Here is a 23,596-nt window from a genome sequence, read left to right as displayed (position 1 = left end):
GGGGCTGCGCCCCTCCTCCTTTATTTCGCTGCGCAAGGCACCCCGCCGGCGGGTGCGTGATTCAGAGCAGTCGTTGATCAGCGGTGCACCAGAAGCGCGTCCAAGTGCACAGGCCATCGGGTGCTCCCCGCAGCGAAATAAAGGAGGAGGCCGAAGGCCGGGGGACATTCGCGGAGGGGAGTACCCGGTGGCCTTTGCACACACCCTGAACAACAGCGCCCTGAACAACAGCACAAGACCCGAAGAACAAACATGTTGACCATTCTTTTCGACGGCATTGCCTACGGCATGCTGCTCTTCGTGCTCGCGGTAGGCTTGGCCGTGACGCTCGGGCTGATGAACTTCATCAACCTGGCGCACGGCGCCTTCGCGATGGCGGGCGGCTATCTCACGGTGTTTGCGATGCAGAAACTCGGCGTGCCATTTCTGGCTTGCCTTCCGCTCGCGTTCATCGTGGTGGCATTAGCTGGCGCATTGCTCGAGCGCACGCTGTACCGGCCCATGTACGGCAAGCCGCACCTCGACCAGGTGCTGTTCTCCATCGGCCTCGCTTTCATGGCCGTGGCGGCCATCGACTACTTCGTCGGTTCTTCGCAGCAGAACATCCAGTTGCCCGAATGGCTGCGCGGCCGCACCGAGGTGGGCGACGGTGCGCTGCTGCTCGGCATGGGGCACTACCGGCTCTTCATCATCGCCGTGTGCGCCGTGCTCACCGTGGTGCTTCAACTCATTCTCTCGAAGACCCGATTCGGCAGCCGGCTGCGCGCCGCAGTCGATGACCCGCGCGTGGCGGCGGGGCTGGGCATCAACGTCAACATCGTGTTCCTGCTGACCTTTGCGGTCGGCTCCGGCCTTGCGGGGCTCGGTGGTGCATTGGGTGCCGAGATCCTCGGGCTCGATCCGACCTTTCCGCTCAAGTACATGATCTATTTCCTGATCGTGGTGTCGGTCGGCGGCACCTCGTCGATCACCGGGCCGCTCGCGGCCGCGCTGCTGCTCGGCATTGCCGACGTGGCAGGCAAGTATTTCATTCCCAAGATGGGCGCGTTCACCGTCTACCTGCTCATGATCCTGATATTGATGTGGCGGCCGCAAGGCCTGTTCACGCGCAAGGGAGGCCGCTGAATGAACGAGCCTTCAACGTACCAGTCGACCCTGCTGCACAAGGCGCGGTGGCGCCCACTCGAATTCGTGGTGTGGGCCGTGGCGTTCGCGCTGCCGTTCCTCATGCCTTCGCATTCGCTGCTGGTCAACGAGATTGCCATCGTCGCGCTGTTCGCGATGTCGCTCGACCTGATCCTGGGCTATACGGGCATCGTGTCGCTCGGCCATGCCGCCTTCTTCGGCTTTGGCGCGTATACGGCCGCACTCTTCGCCAAGCTCGTGATGCCGGACCCGACCGTGGGCTTGTTGGTGGCCACCGTGCTCTCAGCCATGCTCGGGCTCGTGGCCAGCGTCACCATTTTGCGGGGCAGCGACCTCACGCGGTTGATGGTCACGCTCGGCACCGCGCTGCTACTGCTCGAGCTCGCCAACAAGCTCGACTGGCTCACCGGCGGTGCAGACGGGCTGCAGGGCGTGGTGATGGGGCCGGTGCTCGGCCTGTTCGAGTTCGACCTGTACGGCCGCACGGCCGCCTGGTATTCGCTGGCCGTGATGCTTCTGCTCTTCCTCGTGATGCGCCGCATCGTGCATTCGCCCTTCGGCGCCACGCTGAAGGCGATTCGCGACAACCGGCTGCGTGCCATGGCCATCGGCATTCCGGTGGTGTCGCGGGTGGTGGTCATCTACACCGTGGCGGCCGGCATTGCCGGTGCCGCCGGCGCGCTGCTGGCGCAGACCACCGGCTTCGCCTCGCTCGACGTGCTGGCCTTCGACCGATCGGCCGACGTGCTGCTCATGCTGGTGATCGGCGGCGTGGGTTGGCTCTACGGCGGCGTGGCGGGGGCCATCGTCTTCAAGCTGCTGCAGAACTGGCTCTCGGCCGTGACGCCGCAGTACTGGATGTTCTGGATCGGGCTGCTGCTGGTGCTGCTGGTTCTGGTGGGGCGCGACCGCGTGCTCAAGCCGTGGACGTGGCTGGGCAAGAGAAAGGGGAGCGGCGCATGACCGACACCGTGCTTTCGACCCAGGGACTGGTGATGCGCTTCGGTGGCATCACGGCCACCCACAACGTCACCATGGAACTCAAGCGCGGTGCGCGCCATGCGCTGATCGGCCCCAACGGCGCCGGCAAGACCACGCTCATCAACCTGTTGACCGGTGTGCTCGTGCCCACCGAAGGCCGCATCTCACTGCTCGGCGAAGACATCACCACGCTGGCGCCGCACAAGCGCGTGGCGCGCGGGCTGGTGCGCACCTTCCAGATCAACCAGCTGTTCGATTCGATGACGCCGCTTGAAACGCTGGCGCTCGTCGTGTCGCAGCACCAGGGCGTCGGTGCGCAATGGTGGCGCCCGCTGGGCTCCACCAAGGCCGTGACGGAACGCGCATCGCAATTGATTGAGCAGTTTCATCTCGGCGACGTCGCGCAGCAGCAGACGAAGTTCATGGCCTATGGCAAGCGCCGCCTGCTCGAGATTGCGATTGCGCTGGCCTGCGAGCCGCGCGTGCTGCTGCTCGACGAGCCCGTGGCCGGCGTGCCTGCGGGCGAGCGCGAAGAGTTGCTTGAGACCGTTGCCGCATTGCCGGCCGATGTGTCGGTGCTGCTGATCGAGCACGACATGGACCTGGTGTTCAGCTTTGCCGACCGCATGACGGTCCTGGTCAACGGTACGTTGCTGACCGAGGGCGACCCCGAAACCATCGCCAACGATCCGAAGGTGAAAGAGGTCTATCTTGGCCACGGGGAGCACGCCCATGTCTGAGTTGCTCCGCATCGAGAACCTGAGCGCCGGCTACGGCGAGGCCGTGGTGCTGCACGACGTGGCTTTTTCGCTCGGCGAAGGGCAAACGCTGGCGCTCCTGGGCCGCAACGGCACGGGCAAGACCACGCTCATCAACACGCTGGCGGGCGCCACGCGGCAGCACGGCGGCAGCATCTCGCTCGGTGGCTTGGCACTGCACAAGCTCGCACCGCACCAGCGCGCGGCGGCTGGCATTGGCTGGGTGCCGCAGGAGCGCAACATCTTCAAGTCGCTCACGGTGCACGAGAACCTCACGGCGGTGGAGCGGCCCGGAAAGTGGAGCCCGCAGCGCGTCTACGAGATGTTCCCGCGCCTGGCCGAGCGCAAGACCAACCTCGGCACGCAGCTTTCGGGCGGCGAGCAGCAGATGCTGGCTGTGGGCCGGGCGCTGGTGCTCAACCCCCGGCTGCTGCTGCTCGACGAGCCGCTCGAAGGCCTCGCGCCGATCATCGTGGAAGAGCTGTTGCGCGCCATCCGCCGCATCACGCAGGACGAGGGGCTGGCGGCCATCATCGTGGAACAGCACCCGCAGGCGATCCTCGCGATTTCCGACCACGCGGTGGTGCTCGACCACGGCACCATCGTGCACACCGACAGCGCGGCGGCATTGCGCAGCCAGCCCCAGGTGCTTGAAAGATTGCTGGGCGTGGCCCGGTAACTGTCCCGGCAAACAAGAAGGAGACATACACAAATGGCGATCCCCAAGACAGTGTTTTACGGGGGCGCCATGCTGGCCTCCGCCATCTTGCTGGCTGCTTGCAGCACCACCACAGGGCCGCAGAACCTCACGCTCGGCGCCAATCCGGCGGCGTCTTGCGCGGCGCTCATCGCGCCGGTGGCACCCGCGGCCATCGGCCTGCCGAGCGGCGCAGCGACGATCGACTCGGCCACGCTTGTTCCGGCCGCCGCACTGGCCGTGGCCGAGCGCGCAGGTACTCCCGCGGCGCGCATCACGCCGCCTACGCCCGCGCACTGCAGGGTGCTCGGGCGCATTGCGCCGCTCGATGCGGCGGCGCCGCCGATCCTGTTCCAGGTCAACCTGCCGCTCGCGTGGAACGGGCGCAGCGTGCAGTACGGCGGCGGCGGTTTCAACGGCGTGCTGATCACCGGCCTTGCGCTGGTGCCGGGCGCGCGCTTCGACCAGCCCACGCCGCTCGCGCAAGGCTATGTGACCTACGGCACCGACTCCGGCCACCAGAACGTGCAGGGCCAGCCGCCGCAGGCCTTTGCGCTCAACGACGAGGCACTGGTCAATTTTGCGCATGCCTCGTACAAGAAGGTGCGCGACGTGGCCGTGGCGCTGATGCAGCGCGCCTACGGGCAGGCACCGCAGAAGCTGTACTTCGTGGGCAGCTCCGAGGGCGGGCGCGAGGGGCTCACCATGGCGCAGCGCTATCCGCGGGATTTCGACGGCATCTTCAGCCGCGTGCCTGTCATCAACTGGACGGGACTGCAGCATGCCGGCACGCGCAACGGCATCGCCACCATGGGCGAAGGATGGCTGCGGCCCGCGCAGGTGCAGCTGGTGCACAACGCAGTGCTCGCATCGTGCGACGCCACTGACGGTGCTGTGGACGGCATCGTGTCGAACCCGGTGGCCTGCCTGCAGCGCTTCGATCCCGCCAGCCTGCGCTGCGCCGCGGGCACCAGCGGCGACAACTGCCTGAACGATGCGCAGGTGCAGGCGGTGCGCACGCTGCGCTCGCCGTGGCGCTCACCCGTGCCGCTGGCGCACGGCGTGGCCGAGTACCCCGGCTGGGGCATCGGCGGCGAAGGCACGCCGGCCTTTGCGGCCACGGGCGGCTGGAACGCGTGGTGGACGGGCACTGCCGCGCCCACGGTGCCGCCGCAACAGAGCAACGGCATTGCATGGTTCTACGGCAGCGGGGCGCTGCAGTATTTCTATGCGCGCAATCCGTCGCTCGACGTGCGCAACTACCGTGCGGAAGACTTCGCCGCGCGCATTGCCACCGTCTCGCAGCTGATGGATTCGACCAACCCCGATCTCAGCGCGTTCCATGCGCGCGGCGGCAAGCTGCTGATGCTGGAGCACATGGCCGACTATGCCCAGAGCCCGTTCGCCGGCATTCGCTATTACGAATCGGTGGTGGCGCGCATGGGGCGCGACAACGTCGACCGCTTCATGCGCCTTTACACCGCACCGGGCGTGGACCACGTGGGCGCCGGCGCGCCGGCCAATGTCGACATGCTCGGCGCGCTGGCCGACTGGGTCGAACGCGGCCGCGCACCGGGCGGCCTGCAATTGGCCGAGCAGGAAGTGCAGCCGCCGTTCAGGGTGGTTCGTTCCCGTCCGCTGTGCGAATGGCCGCTGTGGCCTCGCTACACGGGTGGCGACGCATCGCAGGCGGGCAGCTTCCAGTGCAGCAGGTAGCAGCGCGAAGGCTGTGATGGCCTAGATTGCGCAGCTGTCGGGGCCGCACGACGCTTGGCCGGCGCCAGCGTTTGCCGCGTCGCCAGCAGGCGCTGCCAGCGTGGCCAGCTGCGCCTTCCATTCGTCGGCACGCCCGAGCCACGGACCGATGTCGACCCGGCTCGCGCTGCCATCGGCTTGCACCAGCACAAAGGTCGGGAAGCCCTGGCCACCTGCGCGCTGCAGCAGCTGCCGGCTGGCGGCAATGTGCTGCGCAGTGGCCTCGCCGGACAGGCGTGCGAAAGCCGATGCAAAGGACTCGGCATCAAAGCCAAGTTCTGCGGCCACCGCTGCGAGCACGTCCACGTCGGCGATGCGCCGGCCTTCGACATAGTGCGCGCGCTGCAGCCGATGGATCATGTCGAGGCCGCCACCCGTTCGCAGCGCCTCAGCCGCGAGCACCGCGGTGGTCGGCGGCTCGGAATCCATTACCGCGCCGGTGTCGCGCAGCAGCCCTTCGAAGTAGGCTTCGCCGAAGGGCTGGCCCGTGAGCTCGGTAATGCGCCGGTCGTGCGGCATCACGTAGTCGCGCCACTGCGCGGTGATGGACCGCCGGTTGGCGCCGGTCATCATGCCGCCGCCATGGAACTCGACCTTGAGCCCGGCCACGCTGCGCGCCGCATCGACCAGCGGTGCGGCCGCATAGCACCAGCCGCACATCGGATCGAAGATGTAGTGCAGCGTGGTGTTGTTGTTGCTCACTGCGGCCATTTCATTTCTCCCTTGATCACCTTTGCGCTCAGTTCGAGCGACGAAGCGTGCTGCAGCTTGGGGTAGCGCTTCTTCATGGCGGCGACAAGCGCGGCCGAGTCCTTGGCCTTGGCGGCCTCGGTTTCGAAGGCTTGCAGGTAGCTGCGCGTGAACTTCACCGAAGCCACCGAGTAGGGCATCGATCCATCGGCATTGGACTCGAAGTGGCCGGGCACCACGGTCCTGGGGCGCAGCGCTTCGATGCGGCCGAGCGTCTTGAGCCAGTCGCGGCGCGATTCGGGCGTTTGCGTGTCGGCGACCCACAGGTGGATGTTGGCCGACACGGGCACGCCGCCGACCACGGCCTTGATGGAGGGAATCCACGCAAAGGTGCGCGCCGGGGTCGGGCCGTCGAGGCCCACCACCTGGATCTTGCGGCCTTCGAGCTCGATGCTGTCGCCGGCGAGCGGCTCGGGCACGACCAGTGCCTTGGGCGCGTTCTCCTTCAGGATGGGGCCCCAGTGCGCGAGCTTGCCGTCCTTCGATGCCTGGATGGCGGCCACGGTCTGCGGCGTGGCGACGATCTTCGCGTCGGGGAAGGCGGCCTGGATCACGTCGAGGCCGAAGTAGTAGTCGGGATCGCTGTGGCTGATGTAGACCGTGGTCAGCTTCTTGCCGCTGGCCTTGATCTTCTTCACCAGCGCCTCGGCGTCGTTGCGCTGGAACTGCGCGTCGATCAGCACCGCATCGGCCTGGCCCGTGACCAGCTCGGAAGACACGGGGAACATCGACTTGGCGCCGGGGTTGTACACGTCCAGCTTCAGCGGCTCGGCAGCCCCGGCTGCGAACGAGGCAAGGGACAGCGCGGCGGAAAGGGCGGCAGCGGAAATAAGGCTTCTGCGGAACATTTCGGGTCTTTCGGTTGAATGGGCTTGATGGGTGACAACGTGACAGACCCGATGGTAGGTTTCATTAAAAGGAATAAAAATCCCGATTCGACCAACGAATAGTTTCTGTTTTCGGTCGAATTGAAATGCCGATGGTCAGTCCGTGGCGCACTTTTCGAGATGTGCCACGAGCAACTGCGCCGCCAGCGACAACGTCTCTTCGCCGCGAAAGCAGATCGCGAAGCGGCGGCGCGCCCAGGCGTCGGTCAACGGCATGAGCCGCAGGCCATAGGCGTCGGCAAAGGGCTGCGCCACTTCCGCGGGCACCACGCTGATGGCCAAGCCGGCGCGCACCACGCGCAGCGCGGCGTCGAAGTTGGTCACCAGCACGCGATAGGCCAGCGGCTTGCCGGCCACGGCGGCTTCGCGGGCGAGCATCAACTGCACGGCGCTCAGCGCGGGCATGCCGACGAACTCGTGTTCGAGCACATCCTCGAAGCGCACCTTGCCGCGGCGTGCTGCCGGGTGCGACGGGTGCGCGACCACGGCCAGGTGGTCGGTGCGGTAGCTGCGCCGCTGCAGGCCTTCAAGGTCGGCGGCGTCCCAGCACAGGCCAATCGACGCGCTGCCCTCGCGAATGCCGCGCACGATCTCGGGGCTCACGCGCTCTTCCATGTCGACCCGGATGTCGCGGTGCGCGGGGTTCTGCAGAAAGTTGGCCACGTCTTCGGCCAGCGATTCGGCCATGACCGAGGCCGACGCGAGGATGCGCACATGCCCCCGCGCTCCGCTTGCGTACGCGGCCATGTCGCGCTCGATGCGCTGCGCGCTGCCGAGCATCGCGCGCGCATGCTCGAGCAATGTTTCGCCGGCCGGCGTGGGTACCACGCCGCGGCGCTTTCGCAGCAGCAGCGGCGTGCCGACGGCGTCTTCGAGTTGCGCGAGGCGCTTGCTGATGGCCGAGCCGACGATGCTGGCTTGCTCCCCGGCGCGCGCGATGCTGCGGGTTTCGCACACGGAGACGAAGAGGCGGAGGGTAGTGAGGTCGAGGTCTCTCATGTGGTTGCCGGGTCTTGAGATGTGGTATTCCATTCTGGAACGAATTGGCTTCCAAAATCTATTTTCTGATTCGAATGGGAACTCCTAACATCGCGCCAGACCACGAAGGAGACAGCCTTGAACGACGCATCGGTAGCGCCCGCCGCTCACGCCTTTTTGCCGCCCAGCGCGGTTGTCCGCGAAGTGGGGCTGCGCGACGGCCTGCAGAGCATCGCGAGAACGCTGCCCACCGCGCAGAAGCTCGAATGGATTCGCGACGCGCATGCCGCCGGCCAGCACGAGATCGAAGTCGGCTCCTTCGTGCCCGCCCGTCTGCTGCCGCAACTGGCGGACACAGCCGAACTGCTGGCCTACGCCAAGACGCTGCCGGGGCTTTTCACTTCGGTGCTGGTGCCCAACCTGCGGGGCGCGGAACTCGCCATTGCGGGCGAGGCCGACCTGATGATGGTGCCGCTGTCGGCCAGCCACGCGCACAGCCTGGCCAACCTGCGCAAGACGCCCGACGAAGTGGTGGCCGAAGTCGCACGCATCCGCGCCGCGCGCGATGCCGCGGGCTCCAAGACGATGATCGAGGGCGGCGTCGGCACCGCCTTCGGCTGCACCATCCAGGGCCACGTAGAGACGGAAGAAGTGCTGCGCCTCATGCAGGCACTGCTCGATGCCGGCGCCGACCGGGTGGGCCTGGCGGACACCGTCGGCTATGCCGATCCCGCCATGGTCCGCAGCCTGTTCGAGCGCGCGCAGCGCATCGCGGGCGACCGCTTGTGGTGCGGCCATTTCCACGACACGCGCGGCCTCGGTCTTGCCAACGTGTACGCCGCACTGGAAGTCGGTATTTCGCGCTTCGATGCGTGCCTGGCCGGCATCGGCGGCTGCCCGCACGCGCCCGGCGCCAGCGGCAACGTCGACACCGAAGACCTCGTGTTCATGCTCGAGAGCATGGGCGTGCGCACCGGCGTCGATCTGCCGAAGCTGCTCGACTTGCGCGAGCGCGTGGCCGGCTGGCTCGAAGGCGAAACGCTGCAGGGCACCGTGTGGCGCGCGGGTTTTCCGAAGACCTTTGCGGCAAGCGCCGGAGTCGCGGCATGAACGACACCACGACGAAGCCCGAGGAAAAGCGCCTGCCGCTCACCGGCATCCGCGTGGTCGAGTTCACGCACATGGTCATGGGCCCGACTTGCGGCATGGTGCTGGCCGACCTGGGTGCGGAGGTCATCAAGGTCGAGCCCATCGAAGGCGACCGCACGCGACAGCTGTTGGGCGCGGGCACGGGCTTTTTCCCGATGTTCAACCGCAACAAGAAGAGCATTGCGCTCGACCTACGCCACCCGCAGGGGCTCGAGGCGGCGCTGCGCCTGTGCGCCACGGCCGACGTGGTGGCGCAGAACTTCAGGCCCGGCACCATGGACAAGTACGGGCTCGGCTATGCCGCGCTCGGCAAGCTCAACCCGCGGCTGGTGTACGTGAACCACACCGGTTTTCTGCCCGGGCCCTACGAGCACCGCACCGCGCTCGACGAGGTGGTGCAGATGATGGGGGGCCTGGCCTACATGACGGGCCGGCCTGGCGACCCGCTGCGCGCGGGCACCAGCGTGAACGACATCATGGGCGGCATGTTCGGCGCCATCGGCGCCATGGCCGCGCTCATGCAGCGCATACAGACCGGCAAGGGCTGCGAGGTGCAGTCCGCGCTGTTCGAGAACAACGTGTTTCTGGTCGGCCAGCACATGCTGCAGTACGCCATCACGGGCCAGGCCGCAGCGCCGATGCCCGAGCGCATCTCGGCTTGGGCGCTGTACGACGTGTTCACGGTGAAGGACGGCGAGCAGATCTTTCTGGCCGCGGTGAGCGACGCGCAATGGCGGGTGTTCTGCGATGCGCTCGGCTTCGACGACCTGAAGGCCGACCCGGCCTTGCGCACCAACAACGACCGGGTTCGCGTGCGGCCCGCCTTGCTCGCGGACCTGCGCGGCCGGCTGGCCGACCATTCGGCCGCCGAGCTGTCGGCCATCTTCGAGGCGCGCGGCCTGCCTTTCGCGCCCATCGTGCGGCCTGAAGACCTCTACGACGATCCGCACCTGAAGGCCACCGGCGGCCTTGCCGAGATCCGCCTGCCCGACGGCGAGCGCGCAGGGGAAACCGCGCAGACCACCCTGTTCCCGATCACGCTGGGCGGCGAGCGCCTGGGCGTGCGGCTGGACCCGCCGACACTCGGCGAGCACACGCGGGAACTGTTGGCCGAACTCGGCTATGCCGAGGCGCAGGTGGCGGCCATGCAGGCCGAATTGGCCATCGCCTGAGCGCGATTTTTTCTTCGAAAACCATAAAGAGAGACAAGACCATGCACACGATGCTTCCCCCGATGACCCGCCGCGCCGCACTGGGTTTTGGTGCTTCCGCCGCCGCGCTGGCCGCGTGCCCCGCGCTCGCGCAGGGCTCCGACAAGCCCATACGTTTCATCCTGCCGATCAGCGCCGGTTCGGGCGTCGACGCCATCGCGCGCGCGGCATCGGTTGCGCTCGGCAAGGCCTTCGGCCAGCCGGTGGTGATAGAAAACCTGCCCGGCGCGGGCGGCATCACCGGCACATCGGTGGTGGTCAAGGCCGCGCCCGACGGGCTCACGCTCGGCATGGTGTCGAACAACCACGTCATCAATCCGGCCGTGTACAAGAAGATGCCCTTCGACGCCATCGCGGACGTGACGCCCATCAGCGTGGTGGGCGCGACGCCGCTGGTGCTGGTGGTGAATCCCAAGCTGCCTGCCAAGAACGTGAAAGAACTGGTGGCGCTGCTGCGCGCCAAGCCCGACACCTACAACTACGCTTCGTCGGGCAACGGCACCATCATTCACTTGGCCGGAGAGATGTTCATGGAAGAGGCCGGCGTGAAGGCGCGGCACATTCCCTACAAGGGCACCGGCCCGATGGTCACCGACATGATCGCGGGCCAGGTCGAGATGGGCGTGGTGGCGTTGCCCGCGGTGCAGCCGCACCTCAAGAGCGGAGCGCTGCGGGCCATCGGCCTGTGCAGCGCGCAGCGCTCGCCGGCGGCGCCCGATATCCAGACCATTGCGGAGCAGGGCCTGCCCAACTACGCGGTGGAAGGCTGGTTCGCGGTGATCGGCCCGCCGAAGATGCAGCCCGCCGAGATCCAGCGCGCGCATGCCGCGGTGGCCGCGGCTTTCACGAGCGAAGAGGTGCGCGAGGCCATGGACAAGCAGGGCAACGTCATCAAGCCCACTTCGCCCGAACAGGCCGCGAGCTACTTCAAAAGCGAAGCCGCACGCTATGCGGCGCTGGTGAAGAAGGCGAACGTCGTATTGGAATGAAGCAGGGGGCTCAGGCCGGGCTTGTGATCTTGAGCCCGAGGATGCCCGCGACGATCAGGCCGACGCAGATGAGCCGCGCCGCGTTGGCGGGCTCGTGGAACAGCACGATGCCCAGGATGACCGTGCCCACCGCGCCGATGCCGGTCCACACCGCATAGGCGGTGCCCACGGGCAGCGACCGCATGGCCCAGCCCAGCAGAACCACGCTCAGCACCATCGAAAGGGCGGTGCCGATCGACGGCCACAGCCTGGTAAATCCTTCGGTGTACTTGAGACCGATGGCCCAGCCCATTTCGAGCAGACCCGCCGCCAACAACACGACCCACGCCATGTGCGCTCCTTGAAAAGGTTTCAGTTCTCGGGCCGCACGGCGCGGTAGAGCGCGCGCACGAAATCCGACTGCGTGATCATGCCGGTGAGCCGCCTTTCATGGTCGATGATGGGGATATGGTGGTGGCCGCCCTCCGAGAACAGCGGCACCAGGTCGACCACCGGGCGGTCGGCGCTGGCCACGCGCACCTGGCGCGTCATGATCTGGCCGACCACTTCCGGCTTGTTCGACACCACGGTGCGCGTGGCGCGGATCAGGTCGCGCAGGCGCCCCGCAATGCCTTCGTGGTGCTCCAGGTCGAGCATGCGAAAGAAGTCGGCCTGCGTCACGATGCCGACCACGCGGCGCGTGCGGTCGATGACGGGCAGGGCCTTGATGCGGCGCTGGTTCATGAGCGTCCACGCCTCCTGCAGCGGCGTGCCGAACTCCACCGACACCGGCTCGCGCGACATGATGTCGGCGCAATGCAGGGTACCGAGGCGCCGCTTGTACGACTCGAGCTCGGTCTGCTGGATCAGCGATTCGAGGTCGTCGCGGCTGATGTCCAGCACCTGGTTGTAGCGCGCCAGCACCGCGTCGACGTCGGCCTGGCTGAAGCGGGCATCCGCCGACGGCGGCCGCGCCACCTGCACGTGCGGATAGCGCCTGCCGGTGAACGTGTTGTAGGCGACGCCGGCCAGCACCAGCAGCAGCGAGTTCACGAGAGTGGGAAACAGCGCCGCCGAAAAGTCGGTGGTCTGCGTCAGCACGGCGAGCAGCGCGGCAGCGCCGCCCGGCGGGTGCAGGCTGCGCGTCGCAAACATCAGCCCGATGGCCGCGCCGACGGCCAGCGCCGCGGCCCAGGCGGCATCGGGCACCCAGCGCACGCAGGCAATGCCCACCAGCGTGGACAGCGTGTTGCCCACGATGACCGACCAGGGCTGCGCCAACGGGCTCGAGGGCACCGCAAACACCAGCACGGCGCTTGCACCCATCGGCGCGATCAGCCAGACGCTGATGCCCGCCGCCTCGGCCATCCAGCGGCACAGCAGCGCGGTGATGAGCAAGCCAATTGCCGCGCCGCCCACGGCGCGCATGCGCTCGCGCACGTCGACGGTGTTGCGGCCCGGCAGCCAGGCGCGCGCATGCGTCAGCAAAGCGGAAAGCTGCGGCATGGCGTCAGACCTCCGCCGCCACACGGCGGCCAATTTCGGGCCACTGCCCGTGCAACCAGACCCAGGCGACAAGGCCGATGCCGAGCATCAGCATCGAGGTCAACGCCAGGGCCAGTGTGGAGTGCATGACCAGCGGCGCCACCACGCCGGCAACGATGCCGTTGGCAGTCGAGCCGATGACGGCCTGCAGCGACGAGGCCATGCCGCGCCGCTCCGGATGGAGGTCGAGCACCAGCAGGGTGACGACCGGCACCATCAGCGCCCAGCCGAAGGCGAACACCGCCAGCGGCCACAGGGCCCACGCCGCATGCGCGGTGAACAGCGCGTTGGCCGCAACGTTCACCAGCGAGGTCACCAGCATGATCAGAAAGCCGTCGCGGATCTGCCGCTTGGGCGCCACCTTGCCCGCCATGCGGCCGCTGGCCCACGCGCCGGACATGATGCCGCCGATGGTCAGCAGGAAGAACCAGAAGAACTGCGTCGGCGCCAGGGCGAGGTGGTCGCCCAGGAAGGCCGGCGCCGCCAGCACATAGAGGAACATGCCGTTGAACGGAACGCCGCTTGCAAAGGCGAGCAGCAGAAAGCGCGGGTCGGAGCACAGGTCCCAGTAGCCGCGCATCAGGTGGCGCACCTGGAACGGCTGGCGCTGGCTCTGGTGCAGGGTTTCGGGCAAGAGCTTGTAGTTGGCCACGAACAGGATCACGCCGACTGCCACCAGGAACCAGAAGATCGCATGCCAGCCGGCATGAACGAAGAGAAAGCCACCGACGATGGGCGCAATGGCCGGCGCCACGCCGAAGTAGATGGTCACCTGGCTCATCACGCGCTGCGCGTCGGCCGGCGGGAACATGTCGCGGATGACCGCGCGTGAGACCACGATCCCCGCACCGGTCGACAGGCCCTGCAGTCCGCGGAACAGCACCAGCTGCGCAATGTTCTGCGACAGTGCGCAGCCCAGCGAAGCAATGGTGAACACCGCAAGGCCCCATAGCACCACGGGCCGGCGGCCGAAGCTGTCCGACAGCGCACCGTGGAACAGGTTCATGAACGCAAAGCCGAACAGGTAGGCCGAAAGCGTCTGCTGCATTTCTGCGGGCGTGGCGCCAATGGAGCGCGCAATGCCCGAGAAGGCCGGAATGTAGGTGTCGATGGAAAAGGGACCGAGCATGCCCAGCACTGCGAGCAGCACGGCAAGCGCCCAGCGCGGGGCCAGCCAGAGCTTGTCTGCATCGGGATTCATGAGGTTTGCTCCATTTTTCTTATCCGAAGGCCAAAAAAGAAAGCGCCCTTGCGGGCGCCTCCTCGTCAGAGAAATACCGGGAGACCGGCTTAGAGCGTATCAATAAAGCTGCGCAGCTTGTCCGAACGCGAAGGATGCTTGAGCTTGCGCAGGGCCTTGGCCTCGATCTGGCGGATGCGCTCGCGGGTCACGTCGAACTGCTTGCCGACTTCTTCCAGCGTGTGGTCCGTGCTCATCTCGATGCCGAAGCGCATGCGCAGCACCTTGGCTTCGCGCGGCGTGAGGCTGTCCAGGATGTCCTTGACCACGTCGCGCAGGCCCGCCTGCATTGCGGCTTCGATAGGCGCCGTGTTGCTGCTGTCCTCGATGAAGTCGCCCAGGTGCGAATCGTCGTCGTCGCCGATGGGGGTTTCCATCGAGATCGGCTCCTTCGCGATCTTCATGATCTTGCGGATCTTGTCTTCCGGGATCTCCATCTTCGCGGCCAGGATGCTGGCGTCGGGCTCGAAGCCGAACTCCTGCAGATGCTGGCGCGAGATGCGGTTCATCTTGTTGATCGTCTCGATCATGTGCACCGGAATGCGGATGGTTCGGGCTTGATCCGCGATGGACCGGGTAATCGCCTGGCGGATCCACCACGTAGCGTAGGTCGAGAACTTGTAGCCGCGACGGTATTCGAACTTGTCGACCGCCTTCATGAGACCGATGTTGCCTTCCTGGATCAGGTCGAGGAACTGCAGGCCGCGGTTGGTGTACTTCTTGGCGATGGAGATCACGAGGCGCAGGTTGGCCTCGATCATTTCCTTCTTGGCGTCGCGCGAGGACGATTCGCCCTCGTTCATGCGCTTGTTGATTTCCTTCAACTGGGTGAGCGGCACCACCACGCGCGACTGGATGTCGGCGAGCTTTTGCTGCAGCTCCTGCACCGGCGGAATGTTGCGCGCGAGCACGGCGCTCCAGGGCTTGCCTGAGGCGGCCTGCTTCTCGACCCACTTCAGGTTGAGCAGGTTCGACGGCACGCGGTTGCCGTTCTTGTCGTAGCCGGAGAAGTCGCGAATGAACTCGTCCTGCGGAAAGCCGCACTTGTCCACGATGATGCGGCGCAGCTCGCGCTCCTTCTTGCGCACGTCGTCGACCTGCGTGCGAACCAGGTCGCACAGCTTCTCGATGGTCTTGGCCGTGAAGCGGATGGTCATGAGCTCGTCCGACAGGGCCTGCTGGGCCTTCTGGTAGGCCGGCGTGCCGTAGCCTTCCTTGTCGTAGATCTTGTGGACCTTCTCGAACATGACGGCGATGCGGTCGAAACGCTCGAGCGCGTCGCGCTTGAGTTCTTCGAGCTTCTTGGTCAGCGCCTTGGAGCCGCCCTTGCCGTCGTCGTCGTCTTCCTCGTCGAATTCGTCGAAGTCTTCTTCGGCCACATAGTCGTCGGCCTCGTTGGGGTTCGAGAAGCCGTCCACCACGGTGGAGATGACGACCTTGCCTTCACGGATGTCGGCGGCCAGGCGCAGGATTTCGGCGATGGTGGCGGGGGAGGCCGAAATGGCTTCCATCATGGCCATCAGGCCGCCTTCGATGCGCTTGGCGATTTCGATTTCGCCTTCGCGCGTCAACAGCTCGACCGTGCCCATTTCGCGCATGTACATGCGCACGGGGTCGGTGGTGCGGCCGAATTCGCTGTCCACCGTGGAGAGCGCGGCTTCGGCTTCTTCCTCGGCTTCTTCCACCGTGGTGGCGGTGGGCGCGGTGTTGTTCAGCAGCAGGGTCTCGGCGTCGGGCGTCTGCTCGTACACCGCCACGCCCATGTCGTTGAGCATGGTGACCACGACTTCCATGGTCTCGGCGTCGACCAGCTTGTCGGGCAGGTGGTCGGAGATTTCGCCATGCGTGAGGTAGCCGCGGGTCTTGCCCAGCGTGATCAGGGTCTTCAGGCGCGAACGGCGCTTGGCCAGGTCTTCCTCGGAGAGCACGGTCTCGTCGAGGCCGAATTCCTTCATCAAGGCGCGTTCCTTCGCCTTGCTGATCTTCATGCGCAGCGGCTTGACCTTTTCCTCGGTGGTCGTTGCAGTTGCGGGTTCGTCGCCGACCAGGTCTTCCTCGATGTCCGACAGGTCGATGTCGCTCTCGGGGGCGTCATTGCCGGCCTTGGGCTTGCGGCCGCGCTTGGCGCCGGTGGCGGGCGCGGCGGCGCCGGCGGCCTTGGGCGGGCGGCCGACTTTCTTGGCGGCAGGGGCGGCGGCAACCGTCTTGGCGGCGGCTTTTTTCGGATCGTCGATGGAGGTCGATTTCGTGGGCACGGTTTTCACTTTCGTTGCGGCTGCCGATTTGGACGCGGCGGCACCCGACTTAGTTGCCGGCATAACGCCGGCTTTCAACGGTTTTTCTGCGACAGGCTTTGCGGCGACGCCTTTGGCGAGTGAAGGAGCAGGCTTCTTTGAACTGGGCATACGACCTCGTTACAGCAAGATGGACCAAGCGAAATCACAGGGGCGCCGCCACATGGGCAGCACCGCCACGGCCCGTGCACAGGCACGGACGAGACACAAAAGCCCGCGCACAGGCACGGACAAGACAATTGGGAAAGAGGAAGAAATTCCTCGTCAGGCAAGATGTCGGGCGAACATTTGGTGTGCAGTCCTTGCGGTTATTGACCCTTTCCGACGGATTTTTTCCGTTGGAGTGCGTTGCGCTAGGGGTCGGCCCGGAGGTGCTGCTGTCGCTCTTGCCTAATTTCGCCAGTTGCGAAGCCTTACATTATAGCCTATTGCGCAAATTTCAAGCACTTTATGCACCGGAGGGCTTCAGCCGGGTGCGCAATTCGAGCCTTCGCGCCTCCAGGGCCTTGTAGCGCTCCAGGGCCTTAGGGTCGGTGCCCACAGCGGCAATGGCCTCGCTCTGCTGGGCTTTCAGGCGGTCGTCGAGCATGAAATCGAGCACGCTCGAAAGCTCCTTGGCCGCATCGGCCAGATGCTGGTCTTCTTCTCCTTCGGGTACGGGCGCCGCTTCGGACACGCTCATGAGCCGCTCCGCCAGCGGCTCGAAGTCGAGCCCGCGCATGCCTTCGCGCAGCGCCGCCCAAGGCTGCACGCCGTGCTCGTGCAACTGGCTGTCCAGCCAGGTAAAAAGCGCCCCGTGCTGACCGGGCAGGTCGCACAGCATCACATGGAGCTCATGCGAAAGGGCTTCCCACTGCGCCATGTTCGACAGCAGCAGCCGCACCGCCACGTCGGGCCGGCTTGGCGGCTTGCCCCGGCCGCGCAGGGGCTCGATGGGAGCCTCGAACTTGCCGCCCCAGCGCTTGCCCTTGATGAATTTGCCGCGGGGCTTGCTGCCGCTATCGCTTTCGTAGCGGGGCGGTTCGTATTCGGCCGGCGGCGGCATGTCGGCGTAGTCGAACGGGTCGCCCGGCTCGCCGGAATGACGCGGCGCGGGTGCCGCGGCTGCCTTGCGCGGGCCCGGCGTGGCGGCCCAGAGCTCCGAGAGGGCCTTCGCGTCCAGCTGCACCAGCGTGGCGATCTCGCTCAGCATCTGCCGCTTGAGCGCGCCGTCGGGCATGGCGCTCCAGAGCGGCCGCGCGTTGCTGCTCATGTGGGCGCGGCCCTCGGCGGTGGTGAGATCGCAGCCCTCGCGCGCGGCCTCGATCATGAAGCGCGAGAGCGGCGTGGCCTCTTGCACGAAGCGCGCGAACGCGTCGGCCCCGAATTCGCGGATGAAGCTGTCGGGGTCGTGCTCGGCCGGCAGAAACAGGAACTTGATGCTGCGCACGTCGGTGGCATAGGGCAGGGCGCCGTCGAGCGCCTTGCGCGCCGCGCGCCGACCGGCCGCATCGCCGTCGAAGCTGAACACCACCGATTCGGTGAACCGGAACAGCTTTTGCACATGCTCCGTGGTGCAGGCCGTGCCGAGCGTGGCCACGGCATTCGGAAAACCGAGCTGCGCCAGCGCGACCACGTCCATGTAGCCCTCGGTCACCAGCGCATAGCCGCGCTCGCGGAAGGCGGCGCGCGCCTCGTACAGGCCGTAGAGCTCCCGTCCCTTGCTGAAGACCGGCGTTTCGGGGGAGTTCAGGTATTTGGGCTTTTCGTCGCCGAGCACCCGGCCGCCGAAGCCGATGCATTCGCCCTTGACGTTGCGGATGGGGAACATCACGCGGTCGCGGAAGCGGTCGTAGCGCTTGGCGTCCTCTGCGCCGTCTTCGGTGTTGACGATGACCAGGCCGCTTTCGGCGAGCAGTGGATCGTCGTAGTCCGGAAACACGCTGGCCAGGGCGCGCCAGCCGGCCGGCGCATAGCCGATGCCGAACTGCTTGGCCACTTCGCCCGAAACGCCGCGGCCCTTCAGGTATTCGATGGCGCCGGGCGCCTGCCGCAGGGCCTTTCGGTAAGCCTCGCCGGCTTTTTCGAGCACGTCGGTCAGGGTGGCCTGCTTCTGGCGCTGGTTTGCGGCGCGGGCGCGTTCGGCGGGCGAGGCGTCGTCCTCGGGCACTTGCAGGCCGTATTGGCCGGCCAGGTCGTGCACCGCCTCGACAAAGCCCATGCCCGCATGCTCCATGAGAAAACCGATGGCGTTGCCGTGCACCCCGCAGCCGAAGCAGTGATAGAACTGCTTGGTCGGGCTGACCGAGAAAGAAGGCGACTTTTCCCCGTGGAACGGGCACAGGCCCATGAAGTTGGCGCCGGCCTTCTTGAGCTGCACATAGCGCCCGACGATCTCCACCACGTCGGCGCGCGCGATGAGTTCCTGGATGAAAGAAGCGGGGATGGTCATGTAGGCGAAGAGCGGCAAATCATACGCAAGCGGCGGAACGCCTGCGCCGGGCGGCATACTGCCCGCACCGGATGAACGCCCCGGAATTCACGCATGAAGACGCCCAAGCCATTGCAACACGTCGCGCCGCTGCTGCGCCACCCCCTCCGATTCATGTGGGACGCGCTCAAGGCGTTTCGCGCGAACCAGGGCCTGCTGCTGGCGGGCGCGGTGGCGTATTACGCACTGCTTTCCATCGTGCCGCTGCTCATCGTGAGCGTGATCGCGATGTCGCATGTGATCGAGCAGGCCGAATTGCTGCGCACCATCGGCCGCTATCTCGAGTGGCTGCTGCCCGGGCAATCCAAGGCCATCGTGGCGGAGCTGTCGAACTTTCTCGACCACCGGGACGTGATGGGGCCGGTGCTGCTGGTCACCATGATCTTTTTCAGCTCGCTGGCCTTCAGCATCCTCGAAAGCGCCATGGCGGTGATCTTTCATCACCGCAAGGCGGACCACAAGCGCCACTTCCTGGTGTCGGCCGTCATGCCGTACCTGTATATCCTGTTCCTGTGCGTGGGCCTGGTGCTGATGACGCTGGTGTCGGGCGCGCTGCAGCTGGTCGGGCAGGAAAGCGTCGACCTGTTCGGCCGCAACTGGTCGCTCTCGGGCGTGTCGGGGCTGCTGCTCTACCTGCTGGGGCTGGGCGGCGAGATCTTCATGCTGACCTCGCTCTACCTCGTGATGCCGGCCGGGCGGATGTCGCTGCGCCACGCGCTGCTGGGTGGCGTGACGGCCGCGCTGTTGTGGGAGGCCACGCGGCACGTGCTGATCTGGTACTTCTCGACGCTCTCGCAGGTCAACGTGGTCTACGGCTCGCTCACCACGGCCATCGTGGTGCTGCTGAGCCTGGAGATTGCCGCCACGCTCGTGCTGCTGGGAGCCCAGGTCATCGCCCAGTACGAGCGGCTGGACCGCACCGGCAGCACGGCGGTGCCGCCGCTTACCGGGGCGGAAGTCGAATCGCTCCGTCCAGACGAATCACCTCGCCGTTGAGCATGTCGTTCTCGATGATGTGCCTGGCGAGCTTGGCGTAGTCCTCCGGCGTGCCCAGGCGTGAAGGGAAGGGCACGCTGGCGGCCAGCGCGTCCTGCACCTCTTGCGGCATGCCGAAGAGCATGGGCGTGCCGAAGATGCCGGGGGCGATGGTCATGTTGCGGATGCCGTTGCGGGCCAGGTCGCGCGCAATGGGGAGCGTCATGCCGACCACGCCGCCCTTGGAGGCGCTGTAGGCCGCCTGGCCCATTTGCCCGTCATAGGCCGCGACCGAGGCGGTCGAGATCAGCACGCCGCGTTCGCTGGTGGCTTCGGGTTCGTTCTTGCTCATGGCCTCGGCCGCAAGACGAATCATGTTGAAGCTGCCGATCAGGTTGACGGTGACGGTCTTGCTGAACACGGCCAGCGCGTGCGCGCCGTTCTTGCCCACGGTCTTCTCGGCCGGCGCAATGCCCGCGCAGTTGACAAGGCCCACCAGCTTGCCGAGCTTTTGGGCCGCGGCAACCGCCGCCTGGCCGTCGGCTTCCTGGCTCACGTCGCATTTCACGAACACCCCGCCGATGTCCTTGGCGACGGCTTCGCCTTTTTCAGCCTGCATGTCGGCGACGACCACCTTGCCGCCATTGGCGGCCAGCATGCGCGCCGTGCCTTCGCCAAGGCCCGAAGCGCCACCGGTCACGATAAAAACCTTGCCGTCGATCTGCATTGAGAGTCTCCTGAAATAAGGCCCGCATTATCGAAGAGGGCCGGCAGCACATAAAAAAAGGCCTCATCCGAAGATGAGGCCCTGAATTGGATCCGTGAGGACCCAAGGAGACAACTGGTGGTGCTCGGCCGGCGGCTTAGCGCTTGCGGGCGGTGGTCGCGGTCTTGGCGGCGGCGACGGCTTGCGACGACACGGCGTTGAAGTTGGCTTCGGCAACGTCCGACGCTTGCTTGACGGCCTTCTGGACCGATTCGAAAGCGTTGTTGGCGGCAGCCACGGCGCTCTTCAGCACGGCAACGGCGGTTTCCGAGCCGGCGGGTGCATTCTTGGAAGCGCTGTCGACCAGGCCGACGAAGGTTTGCTGGGCTTCAGCGGCCTTGGCTTCGAAAGCCTTGGTGAACTCGGCGCCGGTGCCTTGGGCGATGTCATACAGATGACGGCTGTAGGCGGCGGTCTTTTCGGCCAGGGGCTGGAACAGGCTGGCTTGCAGCGTCAGCAGTTCTTGCGCGTCCTTGACGTTCAGGGCGGCTTGGGCGGTGCCGGCGGCTTCGGCCAGGGCAGCCTTGGAAGCGGTCACGTTCAGTTCGACGAGCTTCTCGACGCCTTCGAAAGCCTTGGTGGTCAGGCCGAACAGGGTTTCGAGGTTTGCTTTTTGGGCGGCGAGGATTTGGTCAGCGGTCAGTGCCATGTGGAATCTCCAGTAAGGATGATGGTGGTCGGTTCACGTTGCGCTGCCTCGTCGTCTTTGTTTTTGTTGCGGTGCAGCATGACCTCAAGTATAGGCAGCACAGCTTTGCGATCAAGGGGGTTTTGCTGCTTTGCAGCAATTTAGAACACACTTTCTAAATTCGGCTCGCACCCCAGAATGCGGCCATGCGCGCCTTCTATTCCGGCCAGTTCGTCCTGCCTTTGCCGCCCGGCCACCGCTTTCCAATGTCCCGCTACGCGCTGCTGCGCGACCGCCTGCTCGAGCACCTGCCCGGAGTAGACATGGATCAGGCCCCGCGCGCCACCGACGGCGAGCTGGCGCTGGCCCATACCCCGCAGTGGATATCAGCCATCAGCGACGGCAGCGTAAGCCCGCAGGCGATGCGCGAAATCGGCTTTCCCTGGAGCGAGGCGATGGTCGAGCGCTCGCGCCGCTCCACCGGGGCGACCATCGCGGCCTGCCGCGCGGCATTTGCCGGGGGCGTGGCGGCCAACATGGCGGGCGGCACGCACCACGCCTATGCCGACAAGGGCGGGGGATTCTGCGTCTTCAACGACGCTGCCGTGGCCGCGCGGCTGATGCAAGCCGAGCATGGCCGCAGCGGCCGGCAGCTGAAGGTGGCGGTCATCGACCTCGACGTGCACCAGGGCAACGGCACGGCGAGCATCTTTCGCAACGACCCGAGCGTCTTCACGCTCTCCCTGCACGGCCAGAAGAACTTTCCGTTCCGCAAGGAGGCGAGCGACCTGGACGTCGAGCTGCCCGACGGCTGCGGAGATGCCGACTACCTCACCGCGCTCGAGCATGCGCTCGACGAGCTGGACCGGCGCTTTGCGCCCGGGCTGGCGATCTACCTGGCGGGTGCCGACCCCTTCGAGCGCGACCGGCTCGGCCGGCTCAAGCTGACGTTCGACGGCTTGGAGGCGCGGGACCGGCGGGTGTTCGACTGGACCTGGCAGCGCCGCATTCCGGTGGCCTTTGCCATGGCCGGCGGCTACGCCAGCGACATTGCCGAGACGGTGCAGGTGCAACTCGGCACCTTCAGGGTGGCCTTCGAGTACTGGCGCCGCTGGCAAAATGCCGCGCGATGAACTCCGCCACCAAACCCACGCCGAATTCCCGGAGCGGCTACCGCGCGTTTCGCAGCATCCCCACGCGCTGGGCCGACAACGACATGTACGGCCATGTCAACAACGTCGTCTACTACAGCTGGTTCGACACGGCGGTGAACGCGCTGCTGATCGAGCGCGGCGCGCTCGACATCCACCAGGGGCAGGTCATCGGCTTCGTGGTCGAGACGCAGTGCAACTACTTCGCGCCGATCGCGTTTCCGCAAACGGTGGAGGCCGGCATCCGCGTGGCCCAGGCGGGCCGGTCGAACGTCCGGTACGAAATTGCGCTCTTTGCGGAGGGCTCGGAAACCGCAGCGGCGCAGGGCCACTTCGTGCATGTGTATGTCGACCGGGCCACGCAGCGGCCGGTGCCGTTGCCCGAGGCGCTGCAGAGAGTCGTCGACTCCTTGAAGACCTGACCCCATTAAAAACGGCGCCCGAGGGCGCCGTTTTTTCTTGCCGCGATCCGGTTGGGACCGCCGCGATCTTACATGGTCTTCTTCATGGCCTTGATGTCGGCCTTGCCCTGGGCTTCATCGGCCTTGGCCTGCTTCTCGCAGGCGGACTTGGCGTCACCCTTCTGCTCGTCGCATTTTTCCTTCGCGACTTCGTACTTGGCCTTCACCTTTTCTTCGGCAACCTTGCGGGCGTGTGCATCGCTCGGCTTGTACTGCTGCTCGAGTTCGGCCTTTGCCACGTTCTCCGTGCCCTTGGCTTCCTTCTCGCAAACGTCCTTCGCGTTGTCCTTCATCGCGTCGCACTGGGCCTTGGCGGACTTGTAGTCGGCCTCGATCTTTTCCTTGGCGGCCTTGTATTCATTCTGGGTCATGGCGCTGGCGTGCGTGGCCATGAAGCAGGTGGAAGCAAGGGCGAGCATGAGCAGATGTTTTTTCATTGGTGTTCTTTCTTTTTTGCAGTTGAGAGGAAAAACTTAAAAAGAGGCCGAGGAGCAGGGCAGCTGTTGGCTGCCCCGGCCGGCGTCAGTACTTTTCATACCAGAGGGTGTCAGGCGTGCGGCCGTCGCGCGATTCCCATTCCTTGACTTGTTTTTCGGCTTCGTCGCGGCTGATGCCGTGGCGTTCCTGGACGCGGCCGAGGAGCTGGTCGCGCTTGCCGGCAATGACGTCGAAGTCGTCGTCGGTCAGCTTGCCCCATTGCTCCTTGACCTTGCCCTTGAGCTGCTTCCAGTTGCCTTCGATGGTGTCCTTGTTCATGCGAATCTCCTTGTACGGTTGATTCGGCGG

General features: G+C 66.1%; 22 protein-coding genes and 1 pseudogene. 11 read left to right on the top strand and 12 right to left on the bottom strand.

Annotated elements, in window-relative coordinates; translation table 11 throughout:
* The first annotated feature begins 252 nt into the window (after positions 1–252).
* The 5 genes from EJI00_RS10395 to EJI00_RS10375 are packed head-to-tail and all read left to right on the top strand — an operon-like array spanning position 253 to position 5,298.
* Entirely contained in the window at positions 253–1,125 is an 873-nt protein-coding gene (locus EJI00_RS10395) for a branched-chain amino acid ABC transporter permease (protein ID WP_126747390.1), read from the top strand.
* Positions 1,126–2,109 (top strand): branched-chain amino acid ABC transporter permease, encoded by a 984-nt coding sequence (locus EJI00_RS10390; protein ID WP_126747389.1) that lies wholly within the window; start codon positions 1,126–1,128, stop codon positions 2,107–2,109.
* Positions 2,106–2,867: an ABC transporter ATP-binding protein gene (locus EJI00_RS10385; protein ID WP_126747388.1), complete on the top strand. Its 762-nt coding sequence runs from the start codon at positions 2,106–2,108 to the stop codon at positions 2,865–2,867. The genes EJI00_RS10390 and EJI00_RS10385 overlap by 4 nt, the downstream gene beginning before the upstream one ends.
* Positions 2,860–3,564 (top strand): ABC transporter ATP-binding protein, encoded by a 705-nt coding sequence (locus tag EJI00_RS10380; protein WP_126747387.1) that lies wholly within the window; start codon positions 2,860–2,862, stop codon positions 3,562–3,564. The genes EJI00_RS10385 and EJI00_RS10380 overlap by 8 nt, the downstream gene beginning before the upstream one ends.
* 33 nt (positions 3,565–3,597) lie before the next feature.
* Complete coding sequence (locus EJI00_RS10375; RefSeq protein ID WP_126747386.1) at positions 3,598–5,298, top strand: tannase/feruloyl esterase family alpha/beta hydrolase; 1,701 nt, start codon at positions 3,598–3,600, stop codon at positions 5,296–5,298.
* 21 nt (positions 5,299–5,319) lie between these two features.
* On the opposite strand, the gene EJI00_RS10370 is transcribed toward EJI00_RS10375, so the two are convergent.
* The 3 genes and pseudogenes from EJI00_RS10370 to EJI00_RS10360 all read right to left on the bottom strand — a co-directional run bounded on the left by EJI00_RS10370 (position 5,320) and on the right by EJI00_RS10360 (position 7,973).
* Positions 5,320–6,048, bottom strand: coding sequence for a DsbA family protein (locus tag EJI00_RS10370; RefSeq protein WP_126747385.1), 729 nt, complete (start codon positions 6,046–6,048; stop codon positions 5,320–5,322).
* Positions 6,042–6,935 (bottom strand): annotated as a pseudogene (locus tag EJI00_RS10365) (MBL fold metallo-hydrolase); the annotation flags it as partial. The pseudogene EJI00_RS10365 and the gene EJI00_RS10370, both read right to left, overlap by 7 nt.
* Positions 6,936–7,070: 135 nt before the next feature.
* On the bottom strand, positions 7,071–7,973 hold the full coding sequence (locus EJI00_RS10360; RefSeq protein ID WP_126747383.1) for a LysR family transcriptional regulator: 903 nt from the start codon (positions 7,971–7,973) through the stop codon (positions 7,071–7,073).
* A 117-nt stretch (positions 7,974–8,090) separates the two neighbouring features.
* On the opposite strand from EJI00_RS10360, the gene EJI00_RS10355 reads away from it, so the two are divergent.
* From EJI00_RS10355 to EJI00_RS10345, 3 genes are read left to right on the top strand one after another with little or no spacing between them, the layout of a single operon-like run.
* Positions 8,091–9,062: a hydroxymethylglutaryl-CoA lyase gene (locus EJI00_RS10355; RefSeq protein WP_126747382.1), complete on the top strand. Its 972-nt coding sequence runs from the start codon at positions 8,091–8,093 to the stop codon at positions 9,060–9,062.
* The gene (locus EJI00_RS10350) at positions 9,059–10,273 is read left to right on the top strand and encodes a CaiB/BaiF CoA transferase family protein (RefSeq protein WP_126747381.1); all 1,215 of its coding nucleotides are present in this window, start codon (positions 9,059–9,061) and stop codon (positions 10,271–10,273) included. Before EJI00_RS10355 ends, EJI00_RS10350 begins: the two co-directional genes overlap by 4 nt.
* 41 nt (positions 10,274–10,314) lie before the next feature.
* Positions 10,315–11,301, top strand: a complete 987-nt coding sequence (locus EJI00_RS10345) for a tripartite tricarboxylate transporter substrate binding protein (RefSeq protein WP_126747380.1) — start codon at positions 10,315–10,317, stop codon at positions 11,299–11,301.
* 10 nt (positions 11,302–11,311) lie between these two features.
* Here EJI00_RS10345 and sugE read toward each other — a convergent pair whose 3' ends face one another.
* From sugE to dnaG, 5 genes are all read right to left on the bottom strand, one after another.
* Positions 11,312–11,632, bottom strand: a complete 321-nt coding sequence (gene sugE / locus EJI00_RS10340) for a quaternary ammonium compound efflux SMR transporter SugE (protein WP_126747379.1) — start codon at positions 11,630–11,632, stop codon at positions 11,312–11,314.
* 20 nt (positions 11,633–11,652) lie between these two features.
* Entirely contained in the window at positions 11,653–12,786 is a 1,134-nt protein-coding gene (locus tag EJI00_RS10335) for an HPP family protein (protein ID WP_126747378.1), read from the bottom strand.
* Between the two features lie 4 nt (positions 12,787–12,790).
* Positions 12,791–14,026, bottom strand: coding sequence for a multidrug effflux MFS transporter (locus EJI00_RS10330; protein WP_126747377.1), 1,236 nt, complete (start codon positions 14,024–14,026; stop codon positions 12,791–12,793).
* Between the two features lie 89 nt (positions 14,027–14,115).
* On the bottom strand, positions 14,116–16,470 hold the full coding sequence (gene rpoD, locus EJI00_RS10325) for an RNA polymerase sigma factor RpoD (protein ID WP_126747376.1): 2,355 nt from the start codon (positions 16,468–16,470) through the stop codon (positions 14,116–14,118).
* A 337-nt stretch (positions 16,471–16,807) separates the two neighbouring features.
* On the bottom strand, positions 16,808–18,790 hold the full coding sequence (dnaG, locus tag EJI00_RS10320) for a DNA primase (protein WP_126747375.1): 1,983 nt from the start codon (positions 18,788–18,790) through the stop codon (positions 16,808–16,810).
* A gap of 93 nt (positions 18,791–18,883) precedes the next feature.
* Between dnaG and EJI00_RS10315 the strand changes: the two genes are divergently transcribed.
* Positions 18,884–19,825, top strand: coding sequence for a YihY/virulence factor BrkB family protein (locus EJI00_RS10315; RefSeq protein WP_126747374.1), 942 nt, complete (start codon positions 18,884–18,886; stop codon positions 19,823–19,825).
* Here the strand turns inward: EJI00_RS10315 and EJI00_RS10310 are convergent.
* On the bottom strand, positions 19,773–20,531 hold the full coding sequence (locus EJI00_RS10310) for a 3-hydroxyacyl-CoA dehydrogenase (RefSeq protein ID WP_126747373.1): 759 nt from the start codon (positions 20,529–20,531) through the stop codon (positions 19,773–19,775). The genes EJI00_RS10315 and EJI00_RS10310 overlap by 53 nt on opposite strands.
* 136 nt (positions 20,532–20,667) lie before the next feature.
* Positions 20,668–21,219 carry a phasin family protein gene (locus EJI00_RS10305; protein ID WP_126747372.1) on the bottom strand — a complete coding sequence of 184 codons (552 nt, stop codon included), beginning with the start codon at positions 21,217–21,219 and terminating at the stop codon, positions 20,668–20,670.
* A 185-nt stretch (positions 21,220–21,404) separates the two neighbouring features.
* Between EJI00_RS10305 and EJI00_RS10300 the strand changes: the two genes are divergently transcribed.
* Entirely contained in the window at positions 21,405–22,331 is a 927-nt protein-coding gene (locus tag EJI00_RS10300) for a histone deacetylase (RefSeq protein ID WP_126747371.1), read from the top strand.
* Entirely contained in the window at positions 22,328–22,771 is a 444-nt protein-coding gene (locus EJI00_RS10295; RefSeq protein ID WP_126747370.1) for an acyl-CoA thioesterase, read from the top strand. Before EJI00_RS10300 ends, EJI00_RS10295 begins: the two co-directional genes overlap by 4 nt.
* Before the next feature lie 68 nt (positions 22,772–22,839).
* Here EJI00_RS10295 and EJI00_RS10290 read toward each other — a convergent pair whose 3' ends face one another.
* Both EJI00_RS10290 and EJI00_RS10285 read right to left on the bottom strand, forming a co-directional pair.
* Positions 22,840–23,247, bottom strand: coding sequence for a hypothetical protein (locus EJI00_RS10290; protein WP_126747369.1), 408 nt, complete (start codon positions 23,245–23,247; stop codon positions 22,840–22,842).
* A gap of 85 nt (positions 23,248–23,332) precedes the next feature.
* Complete coding sequence (locus tag EJI00_RS10285) at positions 23,333–23,566, bottom strand: CsbD family protein (RefSeq protein WP_126747368.1); 234 nt, start codon at positions 23,564–23,566, stop codon at positions 23,333–23,335.
* Positions 23,567–23,596: the final 30 nt, after the last annotated feature.

This window comes from Variovorax sp. DXTD-1 (assembly GCF_003984625.1).
Classification (GTDB): Bacteria; Pseudomonadota; Gammaproteobacteria; order Burkholderiales; family Burkholderiaceae_C; genus Variovorax.
This window is presented reverse-complemented; position numbering and strand designations above follow the sequence as displayed.

Coding starts and splice junctions, on each gene's coding strand:
- EJI00_RS10395 (WP_126747390.1), top strand. CDS start 253: ATGTTGACCATTCTTTTCGACGGCATTGCCTACGGCATGCTGCTCTTC.
- EJI00_RS10390 (WP_126747389.1), top strand. CDS start 1,126: ATGAACGAGCCTTCAACGTACCAGTCGACCCTGCTGCACAAGGCGCGG.
- EJI00_RS10385 (WP_126747388.1), top strand. CDS start 2,106: ATGACCGACACCGTGCTTTCGACCCAGGGACTGGTGATGCGCTTCGGT.
- EJI00_RS10380 (WP_126747387.1), top strand. CDS start 2,860: ATGTCTGAGTTGCTCCGCATCGAGAACCTGAGCGCCGGCTACGGCGAG.
- EJI00_RS10375 (WP_126747386.1), top strand. CDS start 3,598: ATGGCGATCCCCAAGACAGTGTTTTACGGGGGCGCCATGCTGGCCTCC.
- EJI00_RS10370 (WP_126747385.1), bottom strand. CDS start 6,048: ATGGCCGCAGTGAGCAACAACAACACCACGCTGCACTACATCTTCGAT.
- EJI00_RS10360 (WP_126747383.1), bottom strand. CDS start 7,973: ATGAGAGACCTCGACCTCACTACCCTCCGCCTCTTCGTCTCCGTGTGC.
- EJI00_RS10350 (WP_126747381.1), top strand. CDS start 9,059: ATGAACGACACCACGACGAAGCCCGAGGAAAAGCGCCTGCCGCTCACC.
- EJI00_RS10345 (WP_126747380.1), top strand. CDS start 10,315: ATGCACACGATGCTTCCCCCGATGACCCGCCGCGCCGCACTGGGTTTT.
- sugE (WP_126747379.1), bottom strand. CDS start 11,632: ATGGCGTGGGTCGTGTTGTTGGCGGCGGGTCTGCTCGAAATGGGCTGG.
- EJI00_RS10335 (WP_126747378.1), bottom strand. CDS start 12,786: ATGCCGCAGCTTTCCGCTTTGCTGACGCATGCGCGCGCCTGGCTGCCG.
- EJI00_RS10330 (WP_126747377.1), bottom strand. CDS start 14,026: ATGAATCCCGATGCAGACAAGCTCTGGCTGGCCCCGCGCTGGGCGCTT.
- rpoD (WP_126747376.1), bottom strand. CDS start 16,470: ATGCCCAGTTCAAAGAAGCCTGCTCCTTCACTCGCCAAAGGCGTCGCC.
- dnaG (WP_126747375.1), bottom strand. CDS start 18,790: ATGACCATCCCCGCTTCTTTCATCCAGGAACTCATCGCGCGCGCCGAC.
- EJI00_RS10315 (WP_126747374.1), top strand. CDS start 18,884: ATGAAGACGCCCAAGCCATTGCAACACGTCGCGCCGCTGCTGCGCCAC.
- EJI00_RS10310 (WP_126747373.1), bottom strand. CDS start 20,531: ATGCAGATCGACGGCAAGGTTTTTATCGTGACCGGTGGCGCTTCGGGC.
- EJI00_RS10305 (WP_126747372.1), bottom strand. CDS start 21,219: ATGGCACTGACCGCTGACCAAATCCTCGCCGCCCAAAAAGCAAACCTC.
- EJI00_RS10300 (WP_126747371.1), top strand. CDS start 21,405: ATGCGCGCCTTCTATTCCGGCCAGTTCGTCCTGCCTTTGCCGCCCGGC.
- EJI00_RS10295 (WP_126747370.1), top strand. CDS start 22,328: ATGAACTCCGCCACCAAACCCACGCCGAATTCCCGGAGCGGCTACCGC.
- EJI00_RS10290 (WP_126747369.1), bottom strand. CDS start 23,247: ATGAAAAAACATCTGCTCATGCTCGCCCTTGCTTCCACCTGCTTCATG.
- EJI00_RS10285 (WP_126747368.1), bottom strand. CDS start 23,566: ATGAACAAGGACACCATCGAAGGCAACTGGAAGCAGCTCAAGGGCAAG.